General features: G+C 53.6%; 20 protein-coding genes. 17 read left to right on the top strand and 3 right to left on the bottom strand.

The window, feature by feature from the left end; genetic code table 11:
* Positions 1–7 precede the first annotated feature (7 nt).
* The 4 genes from DAI21_RS10175 (at position 8) to DAI21_RS10190 (ending at position 3438) form a co-directional block, all read left to right on the top strand.
* Positions 8–241 carry a DUF2732 family protein gene (locus tag DAI21_RS10175; protein ID WP_107703014.1) on the top strand — a complete coding sequence of 78 codons (234 nt, stop codon included), beginning with the start codon at positions 8–10 and terminating at the stop codon, positions 239–241.
* Positions 232–1089, top strand: coding sequence for a Dam family site-specific DNA-(adenine-N6)-methyltransferase (locus DAI21_RS10180; RefSeq protein WP_107703015.1), 858 nt, complete (start codon positions 232–234; stop codon positions 1087–1089). The genes DAI21_RS10175 and DAI21_RS10180 overlap by 10 nt, the downstream gene beginning before the upstream one ends.
* A complete protein-coding gene (locus DAI21_RS10185; protein ID WP_107703016.1) occupies positions 1086–3107 on the top strand; it encodes a replication endonuclease in 2022 nt (673 codons plus the stop codon). Before DAI21_RS10180 ends, DAI21_RS10185 begins: the two co-directional genes overlap by 4 nt.
* A 118-nt stretch (positions 3108–3225) precedes the next feature.
* Positions 3226–3438: a hypothetical protein gene (locus DAI21_RS10190; protein WP_107703017.1), complete on the top strand. Its 213-nt coding sequence runs from the start codon at positions 3226–3228 to the stop codon at positions 3436–3438.
* Here the strand turns inward: DAI21_RS10190 and DAI21_RS10195 are convergent.
* The 3 genes from DAI21_RS10195 to DAI21_RS10205 are packed head-to-tail and all read right to left on the bottom strand — an operon-like array spanning position 3412 to position 6556.
* Positions 3412–3735 carry an ogr/Delta-like zinc finger family protein gene (locus DAI21_RS10195; protein ID WP_107703018.1) on the bottom strand — a complete coding sequence of 108 codons (324 nt, stop codon included), beginning with the start codon at positions 3733–3735 and terminating at the stop codon, positions 3412–3414. The two genes, DAI21_RS10190 and DAI21_RS10195, sit on opposite strands and share 27 nt — an antisense overlap.
* Complete coding sequence (locus DAI21_RS10200) at positions 3732–4784, bottom strand: phage portal protein (RefSeq protein ID WP_107703019.1); 1053 nt, start codon at positions 4782–4784, stop codon at positions 3732–3734. The genes DAI21_RS10195 and DAI21_RS10200 overlap by 4 nt, the downstream gene beginning before the upstream one ends.
* Positions 4781–6556: a terminase large subunit domain-containing protein gene (locus DAI21_RS10205; protein WP_107703020.1), complete on the bottom strand. Its 1776-nt coding sequence runs from the start codon at positions 6554–6556 to the stop codon at positions 4781–4783. Before DAI21_RS10205 ends, DAI21_RS10200 begins: the two co-directional genes overlap by 4 nt.
* 172 nt (positions 6557–6728) lie before the next feature.
* Between DAI21_RS10205 and DAI21_RS10210 the strand changes: the two genes are divergently transcribed.
* The 13 genes from DAI21_RS10210 (at position 6729) to DAI21_RS10275 (ending at position 14240) form a co-directional block, all read left to right on the top strand.
* Complete coding sequence (locus tag DAI21_RS10210) at positions 6729–7526, top strand: GPO family capsid scaffolding protein (protein ID WP_107703021.1); 798 nt, start codon at positions 6729–6731, stop codon at positions 7524–7526.
* A gap of 58 nt (positions 7527–7584) precedes the next feature.
* Positions 7585–8607 carry a phage major capsid protein, P2 family gene (locus DAI21_RS10215; protein WP_107703022.1) on the top strand — a complete coding sequence of 341 codons (1023 nt, stop codon included), beginning with the start codon at positions 7585–7587 and terminating at the stop codon, positions 8605–8607.
* Positions 8608–8610: 3 nt separating this feature from the next.
* The gene (gene gpM, locus DAI21_RS10220) at positions 8611–9339 is read left to right on the top strand and encodes a phage terminase small subunit (RefSeq protein WP_107703023.1); all 729 of its coding nucleotides are present in this window, start codon (positions 8611–8613) and stop codon (positions 9337–9339) included.
* Complete coding sequence (locus DAI21_RS10225) at positions 9317–9514, top strand: hypothetical protein (protein ID WP_107703024.1); 198 nt, start codon at positions 9317–9319, stop codon at positions 9512–9514. Before gpM ends, DAI21_RS10225 begins: the two co-directional genes overlap by 23 nt.
* 98 nt (positions 9515–9612) lie before the next feature.
* Positions 9613–10065: a head completion/stabilization protein gene (locus DAI21_RS10230; RefSeq protein ID WP_107703025.1), complete on the top strand. Its 453-nt coding sequence runs from the start codon at positions 9613–9615 to the stop codon at positions 10063–10065.
* The gene (locus DAI21_RS10235; protein WP_107703026.1) at positions 10062–10568 is read left to right on the top strand and encodes a phage tail protein; all 507 of its coding nucleotides are present in this window, start codon (positions 10062–10064) and stop codon (positions 10566–10568) included. Before DAI21_RS10230 ends, DAI21_RS10235 begins: the two co-directional genes overlap by 4 nt.
* Positions 10565–11272: a hypothetical protein gene (locus tag DAI21_RS10240; protein WP_107703027.1), complete on the top strand. Its 708-nt coding sequence runs from the start codon at positions 10565–10567 to the stop codon at positions 11270–11272. Before DAI21_RS10235 ends, DAI21_RS10240 begins: the two co-directional genes overlap by 4 nt.
* Positions 11269–12396 carry a DUF2586 domain-containing protein gene (locus tag DAI21_RS10245; protein WP_107703028.1) on the top strand — a complete coding sequence of 376 codons (1128 nt, stop codon included), beginning with the start codon at positions 11269–11271 and terminating at the stop codon, positions 12394–12396. Before DAI21_RS10240 ends, DAI21_RS10245 begins: the two co-directional genes overlap by 4 nt.
* Entirely contained in the window at positions 12393–12848 is a 456-nt protein-coding gene (locus tag DAI21_RS10250; RefSeq protein WP_107703029.1) for a phage protein, read from the top strand. The genes DAI21_RS10245 and DAI21_RS10250 overlap by 4 nt, the downstream gene beginning before the upstream one ends.
* Positions 12849–12857: 9 nt before the next feature.
* Positions 12858–13154 (top strand): phage holin family protein, encoded by a 297-nt coding sequence (locus DAI21_RS10255; protein WP_107703030.1) that lies wholly within the window; start codon positions 12858–12860, stop codon positions 13152–13154.
* A complete protein-coding gene (locus DAI21_RS10260) occupies positions 13151–13492 on the top strand; it encodes a M15 family metallopeptidase (protein ID WP_107703031.1) in 342 nt (113 codons plus the stop codon). Before DAI21_RS10255 ends, DAI21_RS10260 begins: the two co-directional genes overlap by 4 nt.
* Positions 13492–13860 (top strand): hypothetical protein, encoded by a 369-nt coding sequence (locus DAI21_RS10265; RefSeq protein WP_107703032.1) that lies wholly within the window; start codon positions 13492–13494, stop codon positions 13858–13860. The genes DAI21_RS10260 and DAI21_RS10265 overlap by 1 nt, the downstream gene beginning before the upstream one ends.
* 119 nt (positions 13861–13979) lie before the next feature.
* Positions 13980–14240: a putative phage tail assembly chaperone gene (locus tag DAI21_RS10275; RefSeq protein WP_107703033.1), complete on the top strand. Its 261-nt coding sequence runs from the start codon at positions 13980–13982 to the stop codon at positions 14238–14240.
* The last annotated feature ends 63 nt before the right edge of the window (positions 14241–14303 follow it).

Below are 14303 nucleotides of genomic sequence, written 5' to 3' on the forward strand. Positions count from 1 at the left end.
AACCAAAATGCAAATGACACGTTCTGATCTGCCCGCCACAAAAGCTGGCACTGACCTGCTGGCGATGCTGGCGAAAGCTACGCAAGAGGGCAAGGCGGCATCCGCTGATTTGTGTTCAACCCGTCTGGATAAGCTGGCCACGTATGCTGCAAATGAAGGTCTGAGCGCCGCTGAAATCGTTGAGCTAATTCGTGAAGAGGCTTTGGCAATTTGCAGCAAAGGCGGTGCGGCATGGCAGTAAAATCCCCTCTTAAATGGGTGGGCAGCAAAGTCCGCCTGATGCCGCAGCTACGTCACCACTTTCCGGAAGGCAAGAGACTGGTTGAGCCATTTGCTGGCTCATGCGCCGTCATGATGAATACGGACTATGACGAATACCTGATTGCTGACCTGAACCCGGATTTAGTCAATCTGTATAAGGCGATGGCATACCACACAGACGCATTTCTGAATGAACTGGAGATCCTGTTTTCTGCCGGGGCAGTGGGCGATCAGGAAAGTCGCGCTGTTTACTACTATGCCATCCGGGATGCTTTCAATCTGTCAGGAAAAGCTTTCGGCGCTGAAAGCGTTGAAGCCGCTGCCCGTTTCATGTACCTGAACCGCCACGGCTTTAACGGGCTTTGCCGTTACAACCGCCGTGGCCAGTTCAATGTTCCGTTCGGGAAGTACAAGAAAAACTATTTCCCGCTTGATGAAGTCCGCGCATTTGCTGAAAAGGCGAAGCGCGCGACGTTTATCACCGCGCATTACTCCGAAACGTTGGCCTTGGTTCGTGCTGGGGATGTGGTCTATTGCGATCCGCCATACCTGACGGAATCAGGAAATTTCACCTCATACACGGAAAACGGCTTTTCACATCTTGATCAGGGGCGGCTGGCCAGAAAGCTGCGCCGCCTCGCTGAAAAGGGCGTGAGTGTTGTTGCGTCAAACAGCGATCTGGAAATGGTGCATTACCTGTACGCCGGATTTGAAGTGGTGAAAGTCAAAGCGCCCCGCAGTGTTGGTGCCGCAGCTGCAAGCCAGAAATCTGCCGCAGAACTAATCCTGAAATCCCCGTTGGATTCCATTGCAAAGGCTTGCGCATGACGCTCGTTGCTAATGGCCAGCATCACGCCGTCAATACCTGGCGGCGTGATACCTTTGCGCCGGGAACCCCAGCTGATGCGACGATTACAGAGCGCCGTTTGTGGGCGGTTAATCCGCAGGATTACGAATGGCGCTCACAATACCTTCATGAGATACCAGACTGGCTGGGCGGGTATTTCGGCAACCGTTACGAAAAGCTACTGGCTGGCCGTGATGGCCGCCGCCGTGCCAATACATTCCTGCGTAAAACCATCGGCGGGAATGTATTGCCACGTCTGCGGAAAGTGGCCGCGCGTTACCAACTGGCCGCTGATGTAAGCGATCTCTCCTTTGGTAAGTTATTGCAACGTTTACCGTCGCTTGACCGCACCGAACTCAAAAAGCTGTCTGGCCAGGTGTCTGGCTGGATGGCTCAAATGTTTTATGACTTCACCGACCAGTTGAAAGGCAAACCAAAAGACGAAAGGGAAATGCACCAGCGCACGCTGGAGGCTTACCGCGCCATGTGTTCACTCTCTCTCATGCTGAACAATCAGCCGCCTTACTGGGCAGAGCATGAGGCAAACGAAGGCCAACTGGAAACCCGTAAAGCAGAGTCCGGCATTTTGCGAATGATGGCACCAGAGTGGTGGTATCAACGTCTGAAACGTGCCCGTGATCTGCAACGTGAACATCTGGCCATCGCCGTTGGCCAGGTGCAGAAGTCAGCCAGCGCGTATGTTTCCCGTAAAACCCTGGGGGAATGGGTTGAACAGAAAAAGCGCAATCTGGAGTTCTTCAAAAAGTTTGATCTGATGAACGATGAAGGCAACCGTATTGCACTGGACAGCATGGTGCACCGCAGTGTTGCTAACCCGGCGATCCGTCGCTGTGAACTGATGGTGCGTATGCGTGGGTTTGAAGATTTAGCAAATGAAGAGGGGCTGGCGGGAGAGTTCTACACTATCACTGCGCCATCGCGTTATCACGCAGTACACAGTAAGGGAGGTTTTGTTTCTCAGTGGAACGGTGCCAGCCCACAGGACACGCAGCGCTATCTATGCAACGTCTGGGCGAAAGTCCGCGCGGCAATCTCACGCGCCGGGATTCATGTTTTTGGTTTCCGTGTAGTGGAACCCCACCACGATGGTACACCGCACTGGCACATGCTGCTGTTTATGCGCCCGGAACATGTGGAAGCTGTGCGCGATATTCTTTGCTATCACGCCCGCCTTGCCGACTCTGAAGAGTTGCAGACACCCAACGCGCTTAAGGCGCGTTTTCACGTTGAGCCTATCGATCCCGCTAAGGGGTCGGCTACGGGTTACATCGCCAAATACATTTCCAAAAATATCGACGGTTTTTCTTTGGATGGCGAACAGGATGACGAAACCGGGGAAAACCTGCGTGAAATGGCCAAATCTGTGACCGCATGGGCTTCCCGCTGGCGTATTCGTCAGTTCCAACAGATTGGCGGTGCGCCTGTAACCGTCTGGCGCGAACTCCGCCGCCTGGGTGATCAGCGTCTTACTGATCGCAGAATGGATGCGGTACTGGCGGCGGCAGATGTGGGGGACTGGGCTGCCTATACACAGTTGCAGGGCGGCGCACTGGTTGCGCGTCGTGATCTGGTTGTTCGTCTGGCCTATGAAATCACAGAGCAGGGTAATGAGTACGCAGAAGATGTTCAGCGCATACAGGGTATCTATTCGCCTTTAATCCCAGACTCGGAAATTTGTACCCGTCTGGTGAAATGGCAGAAGGTTGCGAAGTTGGCCGAAGCGCCAGCGGAGGCGGGTTTTTCCTTTGACCTTAAATACCCTTGGAGTTCTGTCAATAACTGTACGGAGGGTGGAAACCGGAGGCGGTTAAAACTGGAACTGAACCAGAGAGGATTTGCCGGAACAGATGAAGAATTAGATATTCTGAAGCGTGGCGGTGGACTGAGGTTTGGACATTCAGCCCTGATTTATAGAGAAGGGCGATTGCAGGAAAAAAGGAGTAAGCCAGAAGATGAACAATGGCCAGGCTGGCAATGAGGGTCTGTAAGTGCGTGATATGTAATACGTAAATTTCTATTCACGTGAATTATCATTTCACAAATCGTGCTTTTATGTATACTGTGTATCTATACAGTTGTTTGCGTGGGAGGATGCTGTGCAGGATTTATTTGTCGAGACCGTTGCCTTTCAACGGATCGCTTTGGTTGCAAAACTTATGGCAACCGCAGATTGCTCTGAAGATGAAAAAGATGTTGCGCTTGCCTGGTTAGGTGAAATGACAGCGGAGCTGGGAAGAAAGCTGGATGAATATGAAAAAAAATACCCCCAGTCAGGGGGCGTTTCAGGCAGCGGGTGCAGCTTTCAGTAAATCCAGAGCCATTTGTTTCTGACCGGGTGACAGATTCTGGAGCAAGGTTTGCACTAAAGCGTCACCCGTTTTAGCGCTGGGGCTAAGAGTGTGGGAAAACGTCAAATTCATAACAAAGGTGTGCCCACACTCCACATCAGCACAGGCGCAGTAAATATCTGCAATCTGGCGATGTTTTCGGTTCGTTTTACGAATAACCGCCTTTGAGCCGCACTCCGGGCATTCAATCTTCAGGACTCTCATATTCCGCTCTCCGGCTGTTAAATAATGCCTGGATTTTAGCCTTTTTTGCCTCATGCTGCACCCTTCTCTGTTGTTTCCACAGCAAAATTCAAATGCAGATGTGCCGGAACTTCCGGATCGGATTTGATGGCCATTGCCAGGCGGCGCTGAATCGGCAGAACTTCATTCTTTTTGTAGGTGCGTTCAACCTTCTCCGGGTCGCCCAGTCCGGCAGTGTTCTGCGGAACGATACCCGCCAGCCCGGCAGGAAAGCGGTGCGCGTTCAGAATGTCCTGGGCGCTGATGTTCTTCACGCTGGCAAATTCATCTTTGGCAGAAATATCCCCCATCTCAATAAACTTGATCGCGTCACCGTCCCCGCCCGGAATGTTTACCAGGATGGTGGAGAAGTTGCCGATCCCTTTGCTGTCACGCAGCTGCTGTTCAATCTCTTCTTCCATTTCATCCGTCATGCTGGGGTCGCGGGTGTAAAGAATCCCGCCCGTGTGAGCGCCGTTGTGGTAGTAGCGACGGCGGAAAATAACCGCCTCACTGTTCAGCAGCGCGGAGTGAACACCGCCGATATAGTCCGGCAGACCATAAATGTGCTGTTGGGGGTCATACATTTTGATGAAAATGATATCTTCAGGCGGAAAGGCCAGCGGTTCACCTTCCTGTAAAACTACGTAGTCGCCTGGCACTGTCTCTGCGTTTTCCCGCTCTTTTCGGCGGCGAAGGTACAACCCCGGCAGCGGCTGAAGCCCGATCACATCACCCCAGCCATTACGAATTTTGGCCACAGCAATATCCCCGAACGTCAGGTAATCAAACACCGTTGCCTCCAGCTCGTCATACGTCAGGCCGCCGCCCAGGTAATCCGCCGTCACCATGTTTTTACGAGCGTGGATAATCCCGCCGTGCTGGCCGTTCAGGTTGATAAGCTGCGCCAGCGCCAGACGGTCAATCGGTTGGGTGTAGTGATCGGCGGCGTTGTCGTACCAGATTTCCCGGTAATCGGTTCCGGTTGTCAGTACCGGCTCTGGTTTGCCGAAACTGATGATGCTCATCTTTTTTGATTTATCGCCGCGTTGTTCACGTTTAACGAAGCGTTTCTTTTTGCTCATGCTGCCTGTTTCCTTACACCCCAGCGGGATTGTGGTTTGTTTTCGTAGTTGAGGGGTTCGTTATGCAGGGCGTGCGTAATCGCCCAAAACGCCTCTGCGTGGCCAGTGTCCTGGCTGCGGTCTGCAACAAAGGTCATGGCGTTACCGCTCTGTGTCGTGGTGCGCCGTACTGACATAAAACTGGCGGGGATCTCTTTCAGATTTTTGTCCCACTCTATGCGCTGGCTTTCCACCACATCGGCGGCTTTCAGTACCAGCTGGTTTTTGGTGTTCATGTCGTAACGAATAGGGACGACTACGCGCATGGCAAAGTGCTGGATGTTGTCAAACACCCCCTGGCCGATCCCGGTGACATCCACGCCCAGATAAGTGAAGTTGTACTGGTCAAACAGCTGTTTGATCTGCTTTGCCTGGTAGCGGAAGTTCATGCCTTTCCAGTAAATCACCTTCAGCACGCGGAATTTCTCCACGGCGAACATCGGCGGCGCGACTATCACAAAACACGACAAATCACCGCTGCGTGCCGGGTCAAACCCTCCCCACACAGGCCTGTCTCCAAATGGCCGTTTAGCGTCTGGATTGTGATCCTGCCAGGTGTCCACCTCCACGCCGCACGCTTCCAGGTCGGAAAAGCTGAACACAGAATCTTTACTGTCCACGAACACGCACATATAGAGCATGTTGAATGTGGCGGTGTTGTAGCGGTTACGCAGTTTCTCAATGCTGGCTCTGTTAAAGCCGCCCGCAATGGCATCCTCCATTGTGATGACATAGCGCCACTGGCCATCCGGGCAAATTCGGCCACCGTCGCGCATTTCGTCAAAGCCAGGAAATTTAATGCCGGTTCGTTTCTTATTGCCCTGTTTCCATTCTTCACCTGTCCAGAACGGGTATGCCTGGTGGGTTTTGGCTGAAGGCGTGGAAAAGTACGTGGTACGCCATTTGTCGTGTGTGGCCATCGCACTGGCCACTTCGTTCAGTCTGGCGAAGTTGGGAACCCAGAAATATTCGTCACAGTAGAGATGGCCACTGTATGACTGCGCGGTGTTCTTGTTGGTGGAGAGGAAACGCAGCTCTGCGCCGTTGCTTAAGCGGATCGGGTTCCCTGTCAGCACGATACCGAAATACAGCTCTGCAATGTTGACGATGTAAGATCGGAACACTTCAGCCTGTGCTTTCGACGCTGACAGGAAGATTTGCGGATCGCCCGTCATGACGGCGTTTTCAAACGCCTCAAATGCAAAGTACCAGGTCGCACCGATCTGACGGCTTTTGAGAATGTTTCTGACCTGCTGGCTGATGTTCAGGCGAAGATGTTTTTGATACCCGAAAAGTGTCTCTTCTGCCCAGGAGTCAAAATCTTCCTGAGTCAGTGACGAGATATCGTTTTTCTTGTACTTACGTTTGGTGCGGGGTTCATCCTCGTTATCCCCTCGCGCAGCTGCCTGCCGTTCCCCCTGGCTGCTGGCCAGTTTCTCTTTATGCTTATTGCTTTGCGCACGCAGTTTCGTGGCGTGTGCAATCAGCAAATCCATTTCTTTTAAATCCACATCCGATTTATTGTCACGCCCGGCCAACAGCTGGTAGCGGCGTTCAATCGCTTCCTCTGTGCTTTCAAAACTGAGTAAATCAGCCCATTTGTATTTTTCAGCCCAGTAGTAAACGATCCGCGCATTCGGCAGATTTAATTCTGATGCAATTTCTTTTGGCGTATAGCGGCGCAGGTAAAGTGCGCGAACAACGCCTTTTAATTCGTCTGAGTATTTAGCCATAGATTTAATTATGCCGTGCTGCTGATGAAAAAACGGCGGGGTTAATTCGTGTTAGTTCGGCAATGGCTTATAACCGAACTGAACAGAATAAAGCGTAATGCGGGGGTGCGTTTAATTAGCAATAATCAAATCCACAGCAAGGGAAACAGTTAATCGACAGAGGGGGAAATATGTGTCGCATTTAAAAACTGGCTGGCTGTGTGTTGCTACCGAAGGCGATACGGTTGACGGGCGAATCCTGGAACGGCAATGGATTATCGACATGGGGGAAACCTATGACGCTAAACATTATGCCGCACTACTCTGGCCAGAACATGAGCGCTATGCCGGGAATTTTGGCGAAGTGCTTGAAGCGATGTGGCAGGACGGTGAAGACGGACTGGCGCGGCTGTTTGTCAGCCTGTGTCCTAATAAGCGTCTGATTTACGCCAATGATGAAGGTCAGTTGCTTTATTTCTCCGTAGAGCCAGAACTGAACTGGCGCGGAGGGGAGCAAACCTATCTGAAAGGGCTGGCCGTTACTGACAACCCGGCAAGCGTAGGAACTACACGGCTGCGCTTTAGTCGGCGCAAATTAAACAAACAGGGATATTACAGTTGTGTGATTTCCCGTAACGGTAAAATTACACAGGAAGAAAATATGAAAGGCTGGCAAAAATATTTTGGTTTGAAACCGAAGTTTGAAGAGCAAGACCCGCAGGATAACCCGCCAGCGGATGACGATAAATTACAGGCGCTGGCCAGCGCACTGAACGATCTGGAAGCGCGCGTAGGGGCAATTGAAACCCAGCTTAGTACCGTGCAGGACGATGTTGACACTATTACTGAAGTGGTCGATACGGAAGAATTTGCCGCTATTCGTGATAATGCCAAAGAAATTGTTACCCGATTTAACGATCTGGGTGGTAAAGGGGGCCAACGCAAACAGCGTCAGCTTCCAGCTAAATCCGGTCAGTTTAAATATCTGTAATTAACGCAACGCGACTAAGCACTGCAATTTTAATATCGCTTAATTGCGAGGGAGTCTTATGTTACTGAATAACCGTGCGCGGGAATTACTGGATAAATATTCGGCGGGGATGGCGCAGCAGTTTGGTACGCAAAATCCAGGCCGTTATTTTGCCCTGAATGATCCGCAGGAAAATGCTTTACGTCTGGCGTTGCTGGAGTCCGTCGAGTTCCTGAACTGGATTACTACGCTGGACGTTGACCAGTTGAGCGGCCAGGTGATTTCTGTCGGCGCATCCGCACTTCATACCGGGCGCAGTGAGAAAGGCCGTTTCGTGCGCCAGGTTGGCGTTGACGGCAATGACTATTCACTCGTTGAAACAGACAGCTGTGCGGCACTGCGCTGGGATCTACTCTCCGTCTGGGCGAACGCCGGGAAAGAAGAAAACGAGTTTTATAACCTGGTGCAGACCTTCAGCACCCAAGCGTTTGCCATGGATATGCTGCGTGTTGGCTTTAACGGTAAATCCCGCGCCAAAACCACTGATCCAGATGCCAATCCAAACGGCGAAGATGTGAACATTGGTTGGCATGAGCGCATGAAAACGCTGTTGGATGGCAATCAAATCATGACCGATCCGGTGGTGCTGGATGAAGCGGGTGATTACAAATCACTGGATGCGATGGCCTCTGATCTGATTAACGCCAAAATCCCGGCACAGTTCCGCAATGACCCGCGCCTGGTGGTGCTGGTAGGCGCTGACCTGGTTGCTGCTGAACAGTACCGCCTTTTCCAGGCTGCTGACCGCCCGACTGAAAAGATTGCGGCTCAGATGCTGGGTAACACCATTGCTGGCCGTCAGGCGATTATCCCGCCGTTTATGCCGGGCAAACGCATGGTGGTGACACCGCTTTCTAACCTGCACATCTACACCCAGCGCAATACGCGTCAGCGTAAAGCCCGCTTTGAAGATGATCGCAAGCAGTTTGAGAACAGCTATCTGCGTAACGAAGGCTATGCGGTTGAAGTGCCGGAACTGTATGCGGCGATTGATGAAGATGCCGTGACCATCGGCAAAGTCGCAGAGCCTGGGGAGGGCTAATCAATGTCACTTTCTCCCGCGCAACGTCACAGCCAGCGCATTGCCATGGAACAGAAGCTGAAGCAGAGCCTGGCCGTTGGAACTACGGAAAGTATGCACCTGCTGATTAAGGCGCTGGAAACGGATGTGGAGCAGCTGCGAAGCCTCCCGCTGATTGCTGATCGCGTTGAGCATAAGCGTAACGTGCTGCTGCCGAAATGGGTTCCGACTGTGGAAGCGTATCTGGCCAGCGGCCAGGTGTTCGCGAATCCGGTTCTGGCCTGGTGCGTGATCTGGCTGTTTGATGTGGACGATCTCGATAAGGCGCTCGACTGGGCTGATATCGCTATCGAGCAGCAACAGGCCACGCCAGAGCGACTGCGCAGCAATTTCCCAACGTTCGTGGCCGATACGATGCTGGCCTGGGCGGAGGAGTCTGCGGGGCGCGGGGAAAGCATTGAGCCGTATTTCTCCCGCACGTTTGAGAACGTAACAACCAAATGGCGGCTGCATGAGCAGGTGACTGCGAAGTGGTTCAAGTTCGCCGGGCTGGAATTGTTACGCGGCGATGACGGGCAGAAAACAGCGGCAAGCGTTGACGATATCGACACGCTGAAAAAAGCCGATGAATTGCTGGCCACTGCTGAAAAGCATTATTTAAAAATCAGCGTCAAGACACAGCGCCAGACCATTGCCGCTCGTATTCGACGCCTCGAAAAGGAATCTAAAGATGGGAACAGTCATCAAGTTTAAACACGCGCTGGGGCAGCAGGTGAAAGTCACTATCAGCGGTGAAGCGGGGCATGTTAAAGCCCGCGCTGAATACACCAACTGCCGCAATCAGTACCTGATCCACTATCTGGCCGCTGATGGCCGCGCCGTGGATTCCTGGTTTGATGAAAACGAGCTGACACCCGTTCAGCCTTAAAGACTACCGCAGGCCAGGCGGGCGCGGTGGAGGGCAGCAACACGACGTGACGCTGCGCCGTGGAAACCGGACAGCCCGCCTATTTATTCGGGGGAGCCATGTTTAGCGGAAAGCCAATTGATTACCAGGATGCACCGCTGGAAAACGAAGGATTCTGGCCTGATCTGAATCTGAAAGATTTTCAGGCGCAGCGGGCTATCCCGGCAGACGTTGACGCGGACACGGTAGCCCAGGCCGTTCTTGCTGCGGTGGCGGAAGTCAATGCGGAGCTAGAAACGGTGGAAGCCAGCTGGAAGGCGAAGGGAGTTCTGAGCGCAGCGGATGCGCCGGGGGCGCGAATGGGGCAGCTAAATGCTCTGTGTGCGCAGTACATCAAAGCCGTATTTGCCAGAGCAAAGGCCGATCTGATGGGGGAGTTTGCCACCGTGGGGCGGCGTGATTCTCACCCTGGGCAGGAAAGCACGGAAACCCGTGCAGGTTTGCTGACTGAAGCCTCTGTGGTTATCCGCCGCATGAAAGGACTGAAAAGGGCAACGGTGAAAAAAGTATGAGCCAGACGCAGCTTCAAAACCTGACGGCGTTTTTTACAGACAACGTACCCGCCCGCGCGATGCAGTCCTTTAGCAGCGTGCTGGATGAAATGGAGTTCGTACCGGCTGCAAAAGATATTGGCATGGGGCAATACCGCCAGGCGGTGATCCGTTATGACGCGGTACTGAGCTGGGAGCGTTTCCCGTATCGCCTGTGTCCGCCGCAGCTGCTGATGTCCCTGATGGCCGCCTGGCTGGATGAGGCAGACAGGGAACTGCTGGATGATATCGGTATCACTGAAGCCGATCCGCAGTGGGATGTGTCGGTGGCCGATGAAGAAACTGCCGATATCGTGCTGACAGTGCCAATGGCGGAGGAGCTGGTGATCCGTGAGGACGAAAAAGGGCTAATCCCCTGGCAGGGCAAACGCTGGTCGCTGGTTGAGCCAGAAATCTGGACGGCGCTGACCGCCACCATTTACGGCGTGGATGAATCGGGTGCGCCCGTGGGTGAAGTGCCGTGATTGCCGGGGGCGAGCTTAACAAACGCCAGCTGGCAGAGCTGAAGGAAGCGCTGGCCAGCATGGAGTTGCCGCCCAAAAAGCGCCAGCGGCTGCTGTGGCGCATGGCGAAATATGGCGTGATCGCCGCCGCTAAACGCAACGTGCGCAATCAGGAAGACCCGGACGGCGGAGCCTGGGCAGGGCGTAAAACGAAGCGCAAAGGGAAGATGCTGCGCAACATGCCGAAACTGCTGCATGTGCGGGAAATGCCGGAGATTCAGGCCGTGCGGATCTATTTGCAGGGTGGTGGCTACCGGAACGGTGAAACCCCTGTACCTGCTGGCACGGTGGGGTACTCACAGCAAGCCGGAATGCGGGTGCGCGTGAGTCGCGCCAGCCAGCCGGGCAAAGCGCAGCCAGGGAAGATGGCCACCGCCGCGCAGGGCAAAAAACTGCGTGCCCTGGGCTACCGGGTGCGCCGGGGTAAGCGCTGGAAAAAACCCACTATCCGGGAAATTACCAGTGAAATGCCCTACGGACAGGCAGGTTTACTTATTCGCAAGTTAAGTGGTAAGGCCGTGAAAACAAGCTGGACTATCGATCTCCCCTCCCGTGCATTTCTGGGAATGGGTGATGAAGACTTTAACAAGGCGCTGGCACGCCAGCTTCAGGCCATTGGCTTTGGCTGGGATGTAAATGCGCAGGATATCAGGGGGAGAACATGACCTGGCCAAATGTGACCGTGAACCAGGTAAACCAGCTACTGGGGGAAACCAATGAGGTGGAACGCTCGGTGCTGTTTATCGGAACGGGAACCAAAAACGCAGGAAAGACACTGGCCATTAACACCCAGAGCGATTTTGATGCGCTGCTTGGTGAGGATGACAGCCAGCTGAAAAGTGATGTGCTGGCGGCAATGGCGAACGCTGGCCAGAACTGGTGGGGATTTGTTCACGTGCTGGCTGCTGACAGCGAGCCGGGTGCGTGGGCGCAAGCCGTCAAGGCCGCGCAGGTGTCGTGCTCGGTTGAAGGTGTGGTGCTGAGTGATGACATTTCAACGAAAGCGGAAATTAACCAGGCCATCACGCTACGCGCAGAACTTATCGCCAATTATGGCCGCTGGGTGTGGTTCATTCTGGCCACGCAGGGAATGCAGGATGAAGAGGCGCAGGCTGACTATCTCACTCGCCTGTCCACGCTTCAGGAAGGCATTGCGGAGAAAGCGGTGCAGTTGGTTCCCCGTCTCTGGGGAAATGACCCGGGTGTGCTGGCCGGGCGGCTGTGCAGTCGCGCCGTGACCGTTGCGGACAGTCCCGCGCGGGTGAAAACCGGGGCACTCATTAGCCTGGGCAGTGATGAACTGCCGCTGGATGGTACGGGTGCTGTGCTGGAACTGGCCACGCTTCAGGCGCTGGAAATGCAGCGATTCAGTGTGCCGATGTGGTATCCGGATTATGACGGCTTTTACTGGTCTGACGGCCGCACGCTGGATGTGGAAGGCGGTGATTATCAGTCTATTGAAACGCTGCGCGTGGCTGACAAAGCGGCCCGCCGCGTCCGTCTGCTGGCCATTGGCAAAATTGCGGATCGTTCGCTGAACAGCACGCCGGGCAGCATTGCCGCACACCAGACGCTGTTTGCACGTCCACTGCGTGAAATGTCCACGGCGGCCAGCATTAACGGCGTGTCATTCCCTGGGGAAGTGAAGCCGCCGCAGGATGGCGATGTGACCATAGTCTGGAAGAACAAAAAGGCCGTGGAAATTTACATTGTGGTGCGCACGTGGGAAGTGCCGCTCCAAATCACGATCAGCCTGTTACTTGATGCCAGCCTGGAGGCCACCGCATGAGTAAGCGTATTTCGGGGATGTCGTTTGATTCTTACGTTGACGGCGATTTGATCCACATTGAAAAAATTTCGCTCGATATCACGGACAACAGCGCCGCTGCGCAGACTCGCGGTGTGCCGGATGGTCATGTTGATGGTGATGTGTCCGCAGAGGGTGAGATTGAAGTCAGTTCCAAAGTGCTGGGCGTACTGACTGCAAAGGCGCGTTCGGCGGGTTCGTGGCGCGGTATTGAGCCAGTGGATTTCCTTTTCTATGCCAAAGCGGGCAGTGAAGAGGTCAAGGTGGAAACGTTCGGCTGCAAGCTACAACTGAGCAATCTGCTGGATATCGATCCGAAGGGTGGCGGCGTGTCCACGCATAAAATCAAATATTTCGTGACCAGTCCGAAATTCGTAAATATCAACGGGGTTCCGTATCTGGAAGCGGAAGCCACGGAAAACCTGATCGGGTAAGGGGCAGGGATGCAGGATTATGAAAAGGGGTTCATCGCGCTGGTTGTCATGGGGGCACTGATTGCCCTGGGCAAGATGCTTAACAGCGATGAACCGATCACGGTTCGTCTGGTGCTGGGACGCGTAATTGTTGGCGGCGGTCTGTCACTGGTTGCCGGAGTGGCGCTCTATTTTGTGCCGGATATTCACCCGCTGGCCCTGCTGGGGTTTGGTTCCGGTCTGGGGATTCTGGGCCAGAACGTTGTTGAGGCCTGGCTGCGTAAAAGGGGCTTTGCCGGGATTTTTGGGAAAGGAGCGACGAAATGACACTGAGTGAAAAGCAGCAGTTGTTTACCGTCATGGTGGCCAATCTGATCCACTGGGCGGATGAGCATGGTTATCGTCTGACGTTTGGTGAAGTTCAGCGAACGCCGGAATGCGCAGCGTTGAACGCCAAAAAGGGCACTGGTATTGCAAACAGTCTTCACACGCAGCGCCTGGCCGTGGATTTAAATCTGTTCGTGAATGGTCAGTACAAGACCAGGACAGAAGATTACCTGCCACTGGGTGAATACTGGGAATCGCTGGGCGGTACATGGGGCGGACGATTCAAATCCCGCCCGGACGGCAACCACTTCAGCCTGGAACATAACGGGGTGCGCTGATGACAAACGGCCAGTGGCTTGTTGTGGTTGCGCTGGCGTTTGTCTGGGGCTGGCTGACCGCTGACTGGCGGCGTGACAGTCTGGAGCTGGCGATCAATTCTGCCGCCCAGGTTGCGGGGGAAAAGTCCCGTGTGGCCATGCAGGGTATTGCCAGCGATTCCGCCAGGGAACTGGAAGAAAAACTGGAGGCGCTGGAAAGTGGCAGACCTAAAGAAATCAGGACTGAAATTGTTAAGCCGGTATTTACTAATGTGTGCGTGTCTGCTGACTTTATCCGCATGTTTAACGCCACCGTCGAAAATACCGAACATACCCTATCAGGAAAGCCTGAAGCGAAAATGCCCAACGGAAAATCTTCCGCGTATTAAAGGGAATACTGGGGCGGATATCGCCGCCCCGGCAATTGAATATCAGGATTTATATTCTGTATGCGCAGCGCGTCATAATGCGCTGATTGACGAAATGAATAAACGAGAGAGTGTATTAAATGGAACAGCAGATTAAATTCGTTGTATGCGGTAAAGAGATTATTTTCGCGCCTAACCAGACCGCCTATAACAAATTCATTAATGAAATGGCGATGGATAACAAAGTCGCCCCGGCGCACAACTATCTCACCCGTATTGTGGAGCCAGAAAGTAAAGAGGCGCTGGCTGAACTCTTAAAGCGTCCGGGCGCAGCGCTGCAACTGGCAGGTAAAGTAAATGAAATTTACGCGCCTGAGCTGGAAATTGAAGTAAAAAACTGACAAAGCGAGTCCGGGCAATTGAGCAAAATGGACTCGACCAGTATTTAATTTTACGCCGCCATT

The sequence above is a fragment of the Lelliottia sp. WB101 genome (assembly GCF_003051885.1).
GTDB lineage: Bacteria > Pseudomonadota > Gammaproteobacteria > Enterobacterales > Enterobacteriaceae > Enterobacter > Enterobacter nimipressuralis.

Coding starts and splice junctions, on each gene's coding strand:
- DAI21_RS10175 (WP_107703014.1), top strand. CDS start 8: ATGCAAATGACACGTTCTGATCTGCCCGCCACAAAAGCTGGCACTGAC.
- DAI21_RS10235 (WP_107703026.1), top strand. CDS start 10,062: ATGAGCCAGACGCAGCTTCAAAACCTGACGGCGTTTTTTACAGACAAC.
- DAI21_RS10205 (WP_107703020.1), bottom strand. CDS start 6,556: ATGGCTAAATACTCAGACGAATTAAAAGGCGTTGTTCGCGCACTTTAC.
- DAI21_RS10195 (WP_107703018.1), bottom strand. CDS start 3,735: ATGAGGCAAAAAAGGCTAAAATCCAGGCATTATTTAACAGCCGGAGAG.
- DAI21_RS10255 (WP_107703030.1), top strand. CDS start 12,858: ATGCAGGATTATGAAAAGGGGTTCATCGCGCTGGTTGTCATGGGGGCA.
- DAI21_RS10180 (WP_107703015.1), top strand. CDS start 232: ATGGCAGTAAAATCCCCTCTTAAATGGGTGGGCAGCAAAGTCCGCCTG.
- DAI21_RS10185 (WP_107703016.1), top strand. CDS start 1,086: ATGACGCTCGTTGCTAATGGCCAGCATCACGCCGTCAATACCTGGCGG.
- DAI21_RS10230 (WP_107703025.1), top strand. CDS start 9,613: ATGTTTAGCGGAAAGCCAATTGATTACCAGGATGCACCGCTGGAAAAC.
- DAI21_RS10275 (WP_107703033.1), top strand. CDS start 13,980: ATGGAACAGCAGATTAAATTCGTTGTATGCGGTAAAGAGATTATTTTC.
- gpM (WP_107703023.1), top strand. CDS start 8,611: ATGTCACTTTCTCCCGCGCAACGTCACAGCCAGCGCATTGCCATGGAA.
- DAI21_RS10225 (WP_107703024.1), top strand. CDS start 9,317: ATGGGAACAGTCATCAAGTTTAAACACGCGCTGGGGCAGCAGGTGAAA.
- DAI21_RS10215 (WP_107703022.1), top strand. CDS start 7,585: ATGTTACTGAATAACCGTGCGCGGGAATTACTGGATAAATATTCGGCG.
- DAI21_RS10260 (WP_107703031.1), top strand. CDS start 13,151: ATGACACTGAGTGAAAAGCAGCAGTTGTTTACCGTCATGGTGGCCAAT.
- DAI21_RS10245 (WP_107703028.1), top strand. CDS start 11,269: ATGACCTGGCCAAATGTGACCGTGAACCAGGTAAACCAGCTACTGGGG.
- DAI21_RS10200 (WP_107703019.1), bottom strand. CDS start 4,784: ATGAGCAAAAAGAAACGCTTCGTTAAACGTGAACAACGCGGCGATAAA.
- DAI21_RS10265 (WP_107703032.1), top strand. CDS start 13,492: ATGACAAACGGCCAGTGGCTTGTTGTGGTTGCGCTGGCGTTTGTCTGG.
- DAI21_RS10250 (WP_107703029.1), top strand. CDS start 12,393: ATGAGTAAGCGTATTTCGGGGATGTCGTTTGATTCTTACGTTGACGGC.